Origin of the sequence: Acinetobacter sp. YH12249 (assembly GCF_013417475.1) — a bacterium.
GTDB lineage: Bacteria > Pseudomonadota > Gammaproteobacteria > Pseudomonadales > Moraxellaceae > Acinetobacter.
Genome location: NZ_VPDX01000018.1, coordinates 22,497 through 36,505, shown reverse-complemented (window position 1 = coordinate 36,505; position 14,009 = coordinate 22,497). Strand labels below are relative to the sequence as shown.

Annotated in this window: 13 protein-coding genes; 2 read left to right on the top strand and 11 right to left on the bottom strand. The window is 44.3% G+C overall.

The annotated features are described in order from the left end of the window. Complete coding sequence (locus FTV25_RS10490) at positions 1 to 402, bottom strand: NUDIX domain-containing protein (protein ID WP_180003290.1); 402 nt, start codon at positions 400 to 402, stop codon at positions 1 to 3. A gap of 28 nt (positions 403 to 430) precedes the next feature. Beyond that, positions 431 to 1,021 (bottom strand): TIGR00730 family Rossman fold protein, encoded by a 591-nt coding sequence (locus tag FTV25_RS10485; protein ID WP_180003288.1) that lies wholly within the window; start codon positions 1,019 to 1,021, stop codon positions 431 to 433. A gap of 152 nt (positions 1,022 to 1,173) precedes the next feature. On the opposite strand from FTV25_RS10485, the gene FTV25_RS10480 reads away from it, so the two are divergent. Next, complete coding sequence (locus tag FTV25_RS10480) at positions 1,174 to 2,187, top strand: CorA family divalent cation transporter (RefSeq protein ID WP_004786961.1); 1,014 nt, start codon at positions 1,174 to 1,176, stop codon at positions 2,185 to 2,187. A 323-nt stretch (positions 2,188 to 2,510) separates the two neighbouring features. Here the strand turns inward: FTV25_RS10480 and FTV25_RS10475 are convergent, their stop codons facing one another. From FTV25_RS10475 to dxs, 8 genes are all read right to left on the bottom strand, one after another. Further along, on the bottom strand, positions 2,511 to 2,801 hold the full coding sequence (locus tag FTV25_RS10475) for a lipid asymmetry maintenance protein MlaB (RefSeq protein WP_180003286.1): 291 nt from the start codon (positions 2,799 to 2,801) through the stop codon (positions 2,511 to 2,513). 12 nt (positions 2,802 to 2,813) lie between these two features. Continuing rightward, positions 2,814 to 3,449, bottom strand: coding sequence for a phospholipid-binding protein MlaC (locus FTV25_RS10470; protein WP_004786965.1), 636 nt, complete (start codon positions 3,447 to 3,449; stop codon positions 2,814 to 2,816). 18 nt (positions 3,450 to 3,467) lie between these two features. Beyond that, positions 3,468 to 4,145: an outer membrane lipid asymmetry maintenance protein MlaD gene (locus FTV25_RS10465; protein ID WP_180003284.1), complete on the bottom strand. Its 678-nt coding sequence runs from the start codon at positions 4,143 to 4,145 to the stop codon at positions 3,468 to 3,470. Next, the gene (gene mlaE / locus FTV25_RS10460; RefSeq protein WP_180003282.1) at positions 4,145 to 4,924 is read right to left on the bottom strand and encodes a lipid asymmetry maintenance ABC transporter permease subunit MlaE; all 780 of its coding nucleotides are present in this window, start codon (positions 4,922 to 4,924) and stop codon (positions 4,145 to 4,147) included. Before mlaE ends, FTV25_RS10465 begins: the two co-directional genes overlap by 1 nt. Continuing rightward, positions 4,921 to 5,739, bottom strand: a complete 819-nt coding sequence (locus FTV25_RS10455) for an ABC transporter ATP-binding protein (protein ID WP_166135908.1) — start codon at positions 5,737 to 5,739, stop codon at positions 4,921 to 4,923. Before FTV25_RS10455 ends, mlaE begins: the two co-directional genes overlap by 4 nt. Positions 5,740 to 6,145: 406 nt before the next feature. Further along, positions 6,146 to 7,978, bottom strand: coding sequence for a DEAD/DEAH box helicase (locus tag FTV25_RS10450; protein ID WP_180003280.1), 1,833 nt, complete (start codon positions 7,976 to 7,978; stop codon positions 6,146 to 6,148). A gap of 529 nt (positions 7,979 to 8,507) precedes the next feature. Further along, positions 8,508 to 9,338, bottom strand: coding sequence for an inositol monophosphatase family protein (locus FTV25_RS10445; RefSeq protein WP_004786976.1), 831 nt, complete (start codon positions 9,336 to 9,338; stop codon positions 8,508 to 8,510). A 114-nt stretch (positions 9,339 to 9,452) separates the two neighbouring features. Continuing rightward, positions 9,453 to 11,363: a 1-deoxy-D-xylulose-5-phosphate synthase gene (gene dxs, locus FTV25_RS10440; RefSeq protein WP_180003278.1), complete on the bottom strand. Its 1,911-nt coding sequence runs from the start codon at positions 11,361 to 11,363 to the stop codon at positions 9,453 to 9,455. A 311-nt stretch (positions 11,364 to 11,674) separates the two neighbouring features. On the opposite strand from dxs, the gene ribA reads away from it, so the two are divergent. Further along, positions 11,675 to 12,277, top strand: a complete 603-nt coding sequence (gene ribA / locus FTV25_RS10435) for a GTP cyclohydrolase II (protein ID WP_004786979.1) — start codon at positions 11,675 to 11,677, stop codon at positions 12,275 to 12,277. Positions 12,278 to 12,428: 151 nt separating this feature from the next. Here the strand turns inward: ribA and hemN are convergent, their stop codons facing one another. After that, on the bottom strand, positions 12,429 to 13,802 hold the full coding sequence (hemN, locus tag FTV25_RS10430; protein ID WP_180003276.1) for an oxygen-independent coproporphyrinogen III oxidase: 1,374 nt from the start codon (positions 13,800 to 13,802) through the stop codon (positions 12,429 to 12,431). Positions 13,803 to 14,009 lie beyond the last annotated feature (207 nt).

Genomic DNA, 14,009 nt, shown 5'->3' with positions numbered 1-14,009 from the left:
TCAGGCTTGGGCCAGTAAGTTCTTTTTAACCCAAGGTATGACAATTTCTGTAGTTAAAGGTGCAAGTTTCACATCTTTCTGATCCAGATCCACCCATTTCATCTCGGCAATCTCAGCTTCAATATGTGGTTCGCCATCTAACTGCACCAGATAAACATAACTGACCAGTTGATGATCCGGTTCATTGGCAGTTTGAGTTTCAAAACACCCGATAAATTGCTGAATCTCAGCCTGACAGCCAATTTCTTCCTGAATTTCACGTAACATAGTACATTCAGGCGCTTCATCCGGTTCCAGCTTGCCACCGACTTGCATAAAACAGACAGTATTTTTCTTACGAACCACCAGCAGCTGCTGATCTGAATTCAAAATAATGGCAGCTGCGACGGTAATAATTTTCATGAATTCGGAACGATCAAGTGGAAAACACTTATTTTACGAGATCTTCCTGATCGACCATACCCCATTTTGCTTCAGGCGGCTGGTAGTCTTGAAATTTCTGTAAAATTTCTTCGAAGTCATCACTCACGATCAGGGATTCAGTAAAACGTGGCTTGGTAAAACCCTTGTCCGTGGTCATCTGAATAAATTTCAGCAAATCATCATAAAAGCCATCGACATTGAGAAAAGCACAAGGTTTTTTATGAATCCCGAGCTGAGCCCAAGTCCATTGCTCAAAAATTTCCTCGAGCGTTCCCGCCCCACCCGGAATGGCAATAAAACCATCGGAGAGTTCTGACATTTTGGTCTTACGCTCATGCATATTATCGACCACATACAGCTTGGTAATATGCGGATGCGCCAATTCACGATTCACCAAGGGTCTTGGAATGACACCAATGACCTCGCCCCCTGCAGCCAGGGCACTATCTGCTACAATGCCCATTAATCCGGAACGACCACCACCATAAATCAGTGTTTGCTGTCTTTTTGCCAGGGCTTGGCCTACCTTTTCGGCAATTTGTTTATAACCAGGTTCAGAACCTAGCGCTGAGCCACAGAAAATTGCGATAGAATTCATCATTTTCACCATTGCATTGCCGGTATATAGTACGCAGGCAGCGCCTGAGAGTTTTTTTTCAAAAATAACTGCACAATCAGTGTTTTTATTCAATTCCTTGTCTAAAATACACGCATTTAGATTAACATACTGCGCAAGGGAGAAAAGACAGCATGCTTGAAGCCTTTTACGCCACAGAGCGCGGTAGCCTAGAAGATGCCACCATCAATGGTGATTTCGACCTGCATCCGGAACTGGTTTGGATAGATTTAATTGCGCCTTCACAGGAAGAACAGCAATGGATTCTGGATGCCTATGAGCAAAACCTACCCACTTTAAAATCTCTGGAAGATATTTCTTCGAGTGCCCGATTTTACCGTGATGATGACGGTATTTTGCACATCAGTACCTATTTCTTAACGAAAAATAAAAATTATCAAGTCGAAAGTGAACATGAGGATGATGCCAGCATCCTCGCAACGGTTCAGACAGTCGCTTTCATTTTGCATAAAGACCGGCTCTTTACCCTACGCGGTGAAAAGCTGGTAGCTTTCCGGGCCTTTCGTGCCCGTGCGCGTCGCAATGATTATGATATTGACTATAAAGATCCGACATGGATTCTGCTGGGTTTGCTCGAGGCCAAACTGGATGAGTTGGCCGATATTCTGGAAGATGTGCATAAGGATCTGGAAAAATACTCAACCGAAGTGCTGAATAACCGGCATCGTGAACAGATCCTTGATCTGGATGACATGATTACCCGTCTGGCCCAACTGGAAGATATGCTCGGGAAAGCTCAGCTCTGTCTGATCGATTTACGACGGGTACTTACCTTCCTGTCACGTCCACGAGCCTTAGGCAGTCATATTTATGATGCAGATATTCGAGAACTCAGTGAAGACGTCCGCTCACTGGTCGAGCATGATGCCTTCCTGTTCCAGAAAGTCCGCTTCTTGCTGGATACCACGTCCGGATTCATTAACACTGAACAGAATGATACGATCCGTCGCTTCTCGATTTTACCGAGTATGCTTGCGCCACCCATGCTGATTGCCAGTATTTACGGGATGAATACTGATGTCTTGCCCTTCGCTCAAGGTTCGATGAGCTTTGTGATGGTAAGCATTATTATTATGGGCTTTTTGATTGGGCCTCTTATTTACTTTAGATGGAAGAAGTGGATTTAGAATCCCTCCTAATTTCTCCTAAGGGAGGAATTTCCCTCTCTTTTCAGGTGATGTGCAGCACTGCTGCTCAAGGGTGAGGTGAGAATTAACTCTCTTGTGCTTAGATTTAAGGCAGTGCTTTAAATCTCGCTCAGAGAGAAAAGACTTCCAATATTTGCTTAAAGTTCGAGTCTAGGCCCATTTCTCCACTTTTTTAAAATACAAGTTCCCTCTCCTTTAGGGAGAGGTTAATTAACTAACCCCTCCTAAGCTCCCTTTGAGAAAGGGAGGAACTTTTTTAAAATATACCGGCAATAAAAAAGCACCTTTCGGTGCTTTTTTATTTACTGAATGATCTGTAAATCATCCTGCAAATGACAGGCCTGAATGATCTTCATCATTTTTTCAGGAACCGCTTTAAACTGTAGTCCTCGTGCTTGCGGGGTCTGGCGCAACCAGCGCACCAGAACGGCCAAAGCCAAAGTACTACCCTGCTCAAGTCCAGCCAGATTAACTACCACAGGAAACTTGTCCTGTGACTGAATGAAGCGCAGACCATCTAGGTAATAGTTCTGCGCATTGTCAGCGTCAATCTTGCCTGAAACCTGTAGTTCCTGATTATTGAATTGAATCACAACTCACCTATCTTATTTTTTCTTGTCAATCGCCGCTTCTGCATCTGGCTTGAAGTTGGCAATGGCTTTATCCAGATTACCACCATTACGTTTTACTGTAGCCGCAAACTGGTTACGGAACTGCAGACCTAGGTCAATACCAGAAACATTGATGTTACGGATTTTCCATTGTGAACCTTTATCAACCAGCTGGAAAGCAACCGGGATTTTCTCGCCTTTGTTATTAAAGTCGATAGTCACCACAGGATTTTTGCTGTTAGTCGCCTTGTAAGGACGAACGCTGTAAGTCTGGTTACTGAACTTAGAGAAAGCCGTACCATAATTTTCAATCAGGGTTTCACGGAAGTTCTTTTCAAACTGTGCACGCTGCGCCGCAGTACTATACTGATTGGTCGCATAAGTCCCCATCACAATCCGGGTAAACGATTGTGAATCGATATACGGGTCAAGATTCTGACGAACAATCGTTTTCACAAGCGCAGGATTATTCTGCAATTTGGCATGATCGGTTTTAAGACGATCAATCAAATTGTCTGCAACTCTTTTAATAAAAGCAGGTGGGGCTTCAGACGGTGCAGCAAACACTGTACCAGCAACCATTGTTGAAAGAATGCTTGCAGCAAGCGTTTGTTTTACTAAAGTCTTCACTCAAATCTCCTCAATCTGTTATTCAACAAATGCAGGTTCTGCATCTGTTGTTTCTGAAAATGCAGCTTCTTCTGAGGCACTTTCCTGACTATCTGACGATTTTCCGGCACCACCGGTAATAAATTTCGTCACTAAATCTTCAATTTCCATGGTGCCTTGAGTGTTCGCAATCTGCTCACCACGTTTCAAGTAAGTCAGACCGCCACCTGGAATAATTTTCAGATACTTTTCACCCAATAAACCATTTGTTGCTACCATAATGTAAGCATCTTCATCAATATTGGTGATGGATTTCATGTTATCTAATAGTTGTTTTTCCATTGTTTTTTGTTGCGCAAGATCGGCTGCGGTATAGTCTGAACTATAACGTAACTCTTCCAATGCTTCCTGCTGAACCTGCTTGAGCTGCTCGGCATTAAAAGAAGTCAGAGAGCCATCTAGCGTCATATGGACAGTGGCTAAACGGGTCACCGGATCCAGCGTAATTTTATCAACCTGACCGACTTTCACCCCACTTAAAGCAACTTTAGCGCGTGGTTTGATGCCATTTACATTTTCAAAAGTCGCTGTCATCTGATAGCTATCAGAAATATTGGTGCCTACCAGACCGCTAACACGCATCGCCAAAAAGAACAGGGCGATACCAAAAAGAATGACAAAAACACCAACGGCCAGCTCACTAGTACGTGATTTCATTAAATACCTCCGAACATGACCGCAGTCAACACGAAATCAAAACCTAATACGCACAGCGAAGAATAGACGACCGTACGTGTTGTAGAAGTTGCGATACCTTCTGATGTTGGTTCACAAGCATAACCCTGATAAACCGCGATCCAGGTACAAATTAATGCAAAAACAAAACTCTTGATAATGGTGCCATTCAGGACATCTTTATAGAATCGCACGGTACTTTCCATGCCACTCCAATATGCGCCTTCATCAGCACCCAGAAAATCAACGCCTACCATTTTTCCGCCCATGATCCCGACCGCAGCAAAGATCACAGAGAGCATTGGCAAGCTAAAAATACCGGCCCAAAGGCGTGGTGAAATCACCCGTTTTAAGGGATCGACCCCGATCATTTCCATACTGGACAATTGCTCAGTTGCTTTCATCAGACCAATTTCGGCGGTTAAGGCAGAACCGGCACGACCCGCAAATAGTAAGGCAGCAACCACAGGTGCCAATTCACGTAACAAGGTTAAAGCCACTGCAGTACCAAGCATCGCTTCACTACCAAATGTCGACAGAATGGTATACATCTGCAAACCGAGTACTGAACCAATAAACAGGCCAGATACCGCAATGATCAAGAGCGACAGTACCCCGACCCGATACATCTGATAAACAAACAGCTTTACTCCAAGCCAGGTTGGCATGGAAAAGAGAATCTGCAACAGCATCAGTGTTGCAACACCAATTCCCTGAACACGTTCAATAACGCGTCTACCTAAGGCAGCAATGACATTCATGAACGTACCTCATCACTTAAATAAGCCTGATGACTAAACTGATAATCTACCGGGCCTTCAACCGAACCGGTTAGGAACTGTTGCACAAAGGCTGAAGGATGATTTTTCAATTCTTCTGCTGTGCCCTCACCCTGAATTTTGCCTTCAGCGACTACATAAATGTAATCGGCAATCGATAAAGTCTCTGCTACATCATGCGAAACAATAATAGTTGTTAAATCCAGCGCTTCACGTAGAGAGCGGATCAGTCGGGTCAAAACACCCATCACAATCGGATCCTGCCCGGCAAAAGGCTCATCGTACATGATCAGCTCCGGGTCCAGTGCAATCGCACGAGCCAATGCGACACGACGATTCATCCCGCCAGACAGCTCTGAAGGCATCATCTGCTCTGCCCCACGCAGTCCTACTGATTCGAGTTTCAAAGCCACGATTTCAGCAATCAAATGTTCAGGCAATTTGGTATGCGCACGAATCGGAAAGGCAACATTTTCATAGACGCTCATGTCGGTAAACAGAGCACCACTTTGGAACAGCATCCCCATACGTGCACGTGCGGAAAAAAGCTCGGAACGGGACATCTTGGCAATATCTTTACCGTCCAGTAAAACCTGACCCTGTTCAGGCGTCAGTTGCCCACCGATCAATCTTAATAAAGTGGTTTTACCAGTTCCGGAAGGTCCCATAATGGCGGTAATCTGCCCACGACGAATTTTTAAACTGACATCGTCATAAATTACACGCTCACCCCGCTTGAAACTCAAATTCTTGACTTCAATCAAAGACTGAGGATCCTGCGCTGTTTGATTTTTCATAGCTGAGTTTATTCCTGCATTTTTTCAGCATGCATATGACAAAAGAACGAAGTTCAACATGTTAGCATTTGAAAATGAAGGGTCAAGTTCATGGAAAACATAATGCTCCATGCCTGGCCATATATTTCTAGTAATCAAAAATTTTATTTCGACGCGATTTTAACAGACTATGATCCATTTAAAAAACGATATACATAATAAATCAGATTGCACAAAAGCAAAGTTACCGCAATGTAGGACATGTACCCCTCAATAATATGAAAGACTATAAAAAGACACTTTCAGATTACGGATCATCATAAACCTAGAAAAAGTTAATGAATTAGGCATTTTATGCTGAAAAAACAAAAAATCAATGCATAAAAAAACCAGCACTCAGGCTGGTTTTTTTTCAGACGTTATTCAATTAGTCATTGAATTTACGACGTGGACGATCTTCACCGAATGAACGCTCGCCACGTGGCTTGTCATCAAAGTTGCGACGCGCTGGACGGTCACCAAAGTCACGTTTTGGACGGTCATCACCGAATGAACGTGCTGGGCGATCACCGAAACCACCTTCGCGACGTGCTGGACGATCACCGAAATCACGTTTAGGACGGTCACCGAAACCACCTTCACGACGTGGAGCAGGACGATCACCAAAATCACGTTTAGGACGGTCACCGAAAGAACCTTCACGACGTGGTTTGTAATCTACACGGTTACCGCGGTTGTCATCATTACCTTCGAAACGAGGACGGTCACCAAAGTCACGACGTGGACGATCATTGTTAAACTCGCGACGTGGACGGTCTTCATTGAAGTCACGACGTGAACGATCACTGAAACCACCTTCACGACGTGGACGATCGCTGTTGAAGTCACGACGTGGACGATCTTCGCCACCGAACGCAGGACGTTCGCCACGAGGTTTGTCATCGAAGCTACGACGTGGACGGTCATCACCACCTTCACGACGTTTGAAGTTGCTCTCGCCTTCGAAACGACGACCACCACCGAAGCCACGACCACCATCACGACGACCGCCACGACCACGACCAGCGCCATCACGGCTACCGCGTGCAGGAGGTGGAGATGGCTCAAGACCTTCAATTTCAGATACGTTTAGACGAGCTTCAAGGAAGTCTTCTAGTGCACGGATTTTACCGCGTTCACGATAAGTCGCTAAAGTAATTGCTTTACCAGTACGGCCCGCACGACCTGTACGACCGATACGGTGTACATAGTCTTCGTTCTTCATAGGAAGACCAAAGTTGATCACGTGAGAGATTGTCGGTACGTCAAGACCACGTGCTGCAACGTCAGTTGCAACCAGGATTTTTGCACGACCTTCACGGATGCTGCGCAGACGACGGTTACGAACGGTTTGTGGCATCGCACCATGTAGAGCAACAACGGACAAACCTGCTTCAGCAAGTTCTTCAGCCAGCATATCTGTATCTTCTTGAGTAGAAGCAAAGACCACTGCCTGATCAACGTCTTCTTCGTTTAACCAGTGAGTAAGAAGTTTTTTCTTGTGCTCAAAGCCATCAGTCCAGTGTAAAGTCTGGGTAATGTCAGTATTGGTAGAGTGACCAGTTTCAATTGCAATACGCTCTGGTTCATTCATCATGCGTTCAGCAAGGGTAATGATACGTGGAGCGAAAGTTGCAGAGAACATCAGTGTTTGTTTACGGTTTGCAGCCAAGTCACCGATTGCTTCTAGGTCTTCAGAGAAGCCAAGATCCAGCATACGGTCAGCTTCGTCGACGATCAGCGAGTCAACTTTGTCAAGTTTGATTTGACGACGGTTAACAAGGTCAAGTAAACGGCCTGGAGTTGCTACAACAACCTGTGCACCTTTTAACTGCTGGATTTGTTTACCAAATGGCATACCACCCATAATTGCAGCAATACGAACACCTTTCATGTGACGTACAAATGCGATCGCGTCTTGGCATACTTGTTGTGCCAATTCACGAGTTGGTGAAATCACCAGAATAGTTGGTTGAGTCACCGCTTTCATACGTTCTTTAAATGGTACGAAAGTATCTTGGTTAGCAAGTGCGTTCAAAGTTGGGAGAAGGAACGCAGCGGTTTTACCCGAACCTGTCTGGCTAGATACTAAAAGGTCTTTACCTTCTAGTGCAGCAGGGATAGATTGTTCTTGTACAGGAGTCGGAGTAGTAAAACCTAAGCCTTGAAGGGCTTGTTGTAACGATTCATGCAAAGAAAATTCAGCAAAAGTTTTGCTCATAGAGTATTCCACCCGGAAATTGGGTGCTCCATTAAAAATAAAGTCAAATGGACATCGACAAAAAGCGGTACAGCAATTAAACGCTGAAAAGAGATGATTCAGCGGCGATCCGAGTAACGACGATGTGATATAACGCACGCATGATTACGGCATAACCTGAAGGAATCGCTTTAGCGATTGGGGCGCGAGATATCGTCCTCTCTTTGGACCGCACGCGCATACACAATGATAAGAAGAGAAATGTTCAGGTGACGAACAGAAATTAAGTGCGTGCGCAGATTATAGCAGGATTATTCATAAAGTCATCCGCTTTTCAGATTATTTTGTTTAACTGCTAATTTCTTCATCAATTTCTAAGACTTAACCAAGAAAAGAAATGTAATTAATCCTCCAGCTGGTCAATTTTCTTTTTATCAATGCTGTGAATCATCTAAATATGAAGATATTTATCTCGTAATTATTTTTAAAAAATAAAAAAGGCATCCCGAGAGATACCTTTTTAATATTCGATTTACGGCGTTAAACCCGATTATTTCGCTGCCTCACCCCAAGCAGGAACAACTGCTTGCATAAGAGGTTTCAGCATTTTCATTGAACAAGCCAAAACTTGACCATTTTCCATAGAATCGCTACCACCACGCGCATCAACCACAGTTCCGCCCGCTTCTTTCACGATTAACTCGCCTGCTGCAATATCCCAAGGTTTCAAGCCAAGCTCGAAGTAACCATCAAGACGACCAGCAGCGACATAAGCCAGATCCAAGGCAGCTGAACCACCACGACGGAATTGTGCACCTGCTTCAGTCACATTGAGCAATGCATCAAAATGATTCTTGGCATAAGAGACTACTTCACCATTACGTTTAGTACGGTAAGCATGACCTACTGCCAGGAAAGTATTGTTCAGACTGTCTTTAACATTTACACGGATACGGCGCTGGTTCAGCATCGCACCACGACCACGGCTCGCAGAGAATAGCTCATCTTTCACCGGGTCATAAATAACACCGTGTTGAGTTACACCTTTGTGCTGAACTGCGATAGAGATACAGAAATGCGGAAAACCGTTGATAAAGTTTAGTGTGCCATCAAGTGGATCGATCACCCAACACCAATCAGCGTCGTGACCTTTACCTTCTTGCAGACCAAATTCTTCACCAAGGAAACTGTGATTTTTATAGCTTTTACGTAGAGTATCGATGGTCAACTGTTCCAGATAACGATCTACACGCGTTACCGGACCATCAATGCCTTTTTCTTCGACTTGCAGATCGAGTTTATGACGATTTTGATGCGCTTTTAAAAGCTCTTGACCAACTAATTGAGCCGCACGCGCAGCCATCACCACCATAGGTTCCATTGAACACCCACTACAAATTTGAAGATACTGATAAAGAATAATGCATAAAAGCCCGCATATTTTAGCAAATATCCGGGCTTTTTGGGAAAAAATGTGTCGAAACTTTTTAAGCGTTTATAACAGAACGCTTTGACCTAGCTTTGACCAGGCCTCATTGATTGATTTTTCAATGCCTTGGCTATCAAGTCCTGCCTGCTGCAACATCTGGCTATGTGTTGCTTGTGCCATAAAGTTATCCGCTAAACCTAGATTCAGGATTGGTTTAACGATTTGAGCTTCAGCCAGATACTCATTCACTGCACTTCCTGCGCCGCCCATAACTGCATGTTCTTCAACAGTGACAAACAGGCTGGTAGAATGGGCCAGCTGGTTTAACATTTTGGTATCCAGTGGTTTGATGAAACGCATATTTACCACGCGTACACCCACATCATGCTTGCTGGCAAATACTTGAGCGGCTTCAACTGCGGCTTGAACCCGACTACCGAACGCTAGAATTGAAACATATTCATCATATTGTTCGTTCAGACTGAGCAACAATTCTGCCTGACCGATCTGCATCTCGGTCATGGTTTTCTGGATTTCCACACCCAGTCCATTCCCGCGCGGATAACGCACTGCTGCCGGACCATGATACAGATAAGCCGTATGCAACATCTGACGGCATTCATTCTCATCTTTTGGTGCCATGATCACCAGATTCGGAATGGTACGCATATAGGCATAATCATAGGCGCCGGCATGCGTTGGACCATCTTCACCAACCAGACCGGCACGATCGATCCCAAACGTCACATCCAGATTTTGCAGCGCTACATCATGCACCAACTGGTCATATCCCCGTTGCAGAAAAGTTGAATAAATTGCGACGACCGGTTTTAAACCTTCACAAGCCATACCAGCGGCAAGCGTCACTGCATGTTGTTCGGCAATAGCCACATCAAAGAAACGTTCAGGGTATTCTTTGGCAAACTGCACCATGCCTGAACCTTCACACATTGCCGGAGTAATCGCCAATAGGCGTTTATCCTGTGCTGCTTCATCACATAACCATTGTCCAAATACATCTGAATATTTGGGTGCTGGATTAGGGGCTGCAACTGCATTGAGTTTGCTAATCGCGTGATATTTAATCTGATCACATTCTGCTGGCGCAAAGCCCTTACCTTTTTTGGTATAGATGTGGATCAGACGTGGGCCTTTACGTTTTTTCAAGGCTTTAAAAACGTGTACCAGCTGTTTAACATCATGGCCATCATAAGGACCAAAATAATCAAAACCAATGGCTTTAAACAGGTTATCTGCGGCATCAGTTGCAGCCTGATGTAAACGCGAGTTATACAGCCATTCCGGATGCGGCTGTACATAAGCCTCACCATCTTCAGTCACGTTGACGAATTCGCCACGTTCCCAGATTGCAGCAAGATGCTTGGCAAAACCACCAGTACTGCAAGAGATCGACATATCATTGTCGTTCAGAACCACCATCAGGTCAGCCTGATGTGCCACAGCATCATTCATAGCTTCAAAGGCCATGCCTGCTGTCATGGCCCCATCACCAATGATTGATACGACTTCACACGGATTGTTCTGATAACGGCGGGCCAAAGCCATGCCAAGGCCAGCAGAAATGGCGGTAGATGAATGTCCTACCCCAAAAGTATCAAATTCAGATTCTTCACGCGCTGGAAATGCGGCCAGACCATCTTTTGCACGGATTGTAGTGAGCTGTTCACGACGTCCAGTCAACGCCTTATGCGGATAAGCCTGATGACCCACATCCCAGATCAGGCGATCATGTGGCGTATTAAAGCAATAATGTAAAGCGACTGTGAGCTCAATCACACCCAGATTGGCCCCAAAGTGTCCACCACTCTGACCCGCAGCATACAAAATGAATTGACGTAACTCATCCGCCACTTGAGTGAGCTGGCTTTGCTCGAGTGCACGCAGTTGCTCAGGATGATCGATCGCATCAAGCAACGGTGTTACAGGGCGTTGAGTTGGTATTTCTGTATACAGCATATATGGCAAAGCCTTCTAAAGCCTGGCAAAATCTTAAGCTAGGTCAATGGGGAATAACCGATCATATAGTTGAATTGTAGCAGCTTCAATTCAGCTACGCTTCTAGCGATGCAATATTAAACAGCGATCTCGTCGGGGTGAAAAATTTGCAGGCTACGATTATCCTGAATAATCTTACTATTTATCAACTATTATCGTTCGCTTTCTACAAAAAAGAAAATGTTCTTCATAAATTCAGCTGAGCAATTCTACTAATGTTTAAGCATTACGCTATACTTTAGCTACTTTATTAGGATTTTACGGGTTCAGCTGTGCCTATCGAATTTGTCGCAACTTCAAGATTACCGACCGCTCATGGCGAATTTAAAATTACTGTTTTTCAAGACCCTAAAACTGGCGAAGAACATGTCGCTCTTTCTAAAGGCTTAGAAGAACCAAGTGATGAACCTGTGCTGGTCCGTGTACATTCTGAATGTTTAACCGGTGATGCCTTTGCTTCATTAAAATGCGACTGTGGCCCTCAACTCCAGGCAACACAAAAACTGATTAATGAAGTGGGTCGCGGTGTCATTCTTTATTTACGTCAGGAAGGACGCGGAATTGGCTTGACCAATAAAATCCGTGCATACGCCTTGCAAGACCAGGGCCATGATACGGTCGATGCCAATCTGATGCTGAATTTACCGGCAGATGCACGTCAATATGATATGTGCAGCATCATGCTGGATCACTTAGGTGTAAAAGCCGTCCGCTTGATCACCAATAACCCTTTAAAAATTGATGCACTGAAAGAGCAAGGCATTAATGTAGTGGACCGTGTACCACTCACTGTGGGTCTGAATCCATTCAATGAGCAATACCTCAAAACCAAGCATGAGCGTATGGCGCATATGTATCAGAAGGAAGATTTTTAATTATTTTTAAATCTCTTCGACCTTTTAACTTAACCCCTCCAAACCTCCCTTTCTTGCGCTTCGACTTAAAGCCATGCTTAAGTCTTGCTCAGGGAGGCTTTTCCCCCTCTTTTTCAAAGATGAGGAGCACTGCTCCGCAAGAGGGGGAGATTCAGATCGTCATCGAGAAAATCCGGTTCTCTGGCATACGACGCTTTAAACGTAAATCAAAAGCCATGCAAATATTGCGTACAAATGGTTTCCCTTTCTCCAAAATCGTGACTGAAGAGTCTTCAATTTTGATCAACTGATCCTGCTGCATTTCCACCAACTGCTTTAGAACTTCATCAATTTCAGCAAACTTCATGTCAGGTTTTGCCCAAGAAGTAGTAAAGCTACACATCAGATTCAGGATATGTTTACGAATAATCAGATCTTCCTGAGTCAGGATATGGCCTTTCACCACTGGAATCTGATTCTGCTCTAACAGTTCATAATATTCTTCAATGGTTTTCACATTCTGCGCAAAGCTATACCAGCTATCACTAATCGAAGAAATTCCGAGTCCGATCATCACCTGAGTTTTAGACGCGGTATAACCCATAAAATTACGGTGCAAAGTCCCAGACTGAAAGGACTGGTACATGCTGTCTTTTTCTAGCGCAAAATGATCCATACCAATTTCATGGTAACCATGCGCCAGGAGCTTTTTCTTACCCTCTTCATAACATTGACGCTTGATCTCATCTTTGGGTACATCAGCATCTTTAAAACCGCGCTGGCCATTCCCTTTAATCCAAGGTACATGTGCATAGCTATATAAGGCCAGACGGTCTGGTAATAGGGAATTGGTCTGATCGATGGTATTTAAGACATCCTCCAGGCTTTGAAATGGCAGACCAAAAACCAGATCATGCGAAATCGATTCATAACCAATTTCACGTGCCCATTCAGTCACCTGTTTAACATTTTCATAAGGCTGAATCCGGTGAATGGCTTTTTGTACGGTTTCATTATAATCCTGCACGCCATAACTGACCCGACGAAAACCCAGGTCATGCAAGCCTTGCAAATGCTCACGCGTGGTATTGTTTGGATGACCTTCGAAGCTGAATTCATGCTCTGCTGCAATCTTGGCTTTGGACAAAATACCTTGAATCAGCTGGGTTAAATGTTCAATGGAAAAGAACGTCGGTGTCCCACCACCAAGATGAATTTCTTTGATGATGGGTTTTTCTTCTAATAACTCACAATATAACTCCCATTCTTTCAGCACAGCTTGTATATAAGGCAGCTCGACTTCATGACGTTTGGTCACCCGTTTATGACAGCCACAAAAGGTGCATAAGCTTTCACAAAATGGTAGATGGATATACAGGCTAACGCCTTCAGTCGCATTCGACTCCTGAAAAGAACGTTTTAGTGTCTGCTTCCAAAGCTCTAGTGAAAATCCTGACTCTTCCCAATAAGGTACAGTTGGATAACTGGTGTAGCGAGGACCGGGGACATTATATTTTTGAATGAGAGAATTTGCCTGCACAGTCATGAATGCCTACCACCTTATCAGTCAGGTTAATGCGCTGCATAGAGCGCTGTTAGGGTTATTGTGCGGAGCTCAAAAAAAGAATTCAACCTAGTAGTGTGGTCGGATTTGAGCTGAAGCAAATTGCTCTAAAACATTAGATTGAATGTTGTTACAGATGGTGAGCCTCCAGAAAAACACCTTAATTTTTAGGCCATTTTATGCTTTGAT

Coding starts and splice junctions, on each gene's coding strand:
- FTV25_RS10455 (WP_166135908.1), bottom strand. CDS start 5,739: ATGAAAAATCAAACAGCGCAGGATCCTCAGTCTTTGATTGAAGTCAAG.
- dxs (WP_180003278.1), bottom strand. CDS start 11,363: ATGCTGTATACAGAAATACCAACTCAACGCCCTGTAACACCGTTGCTT.
- FTV25_RS10445 (WP_004786976.1), bottom strand. CDS start 9,338: ATGGAACCTATGGTGGTGATGGCTGCGCGTGCGGCTCAATTAGTTGGT.
- FTV25_RS10485 (WP_180003288.1), bottom strand. CDS start 1,021: ATGAATTCTATCGCAATTTTCTGTGGCTCAGCGCTAGGTTCTGAACCT.
- FTV25_RS10450 (WP_180003280.1), bottom strand. CDS start 7,978: ATGAGCAAAACTTTTGCTGAATTTTCTTTGCATGAATCGTTACAACAA.
- hemN (WP_180003276.1), bottom strand. CDS start 13,802: ATGACTGTGCAGGCAAATTCTCTCATTCAAAAATATAATGTCCCCGGT.
- FTV25_RS10490 (WP_180003290.1), bottom strand. CDS start 402: ATGAAAATTATTACCGTCGCAGCTGCCATTATTTTGAATTCAGATCAG.
- FTV25_RS10480 (WP_004786961.1), top strand. CDS start 1,174: ATGCTTGAAGCCTTTTACGCCACAGAGCGCGGTAGCCTAGAAGATGCC.
- mlaE (WP_180003282.1), bottom strand. CDS start 4,924: ATGAATGTCATTGCTGCCTTAGGTAGACGCGTTATTGAACGTGTTCAG.
- FTV25_RS10465 (WP_180003284.1), bottom strand. CDS start 4,145: ATGAAATCACGTACTAGTGAGCTGGCCGTTGGTGTTTTTGTCATTCTT.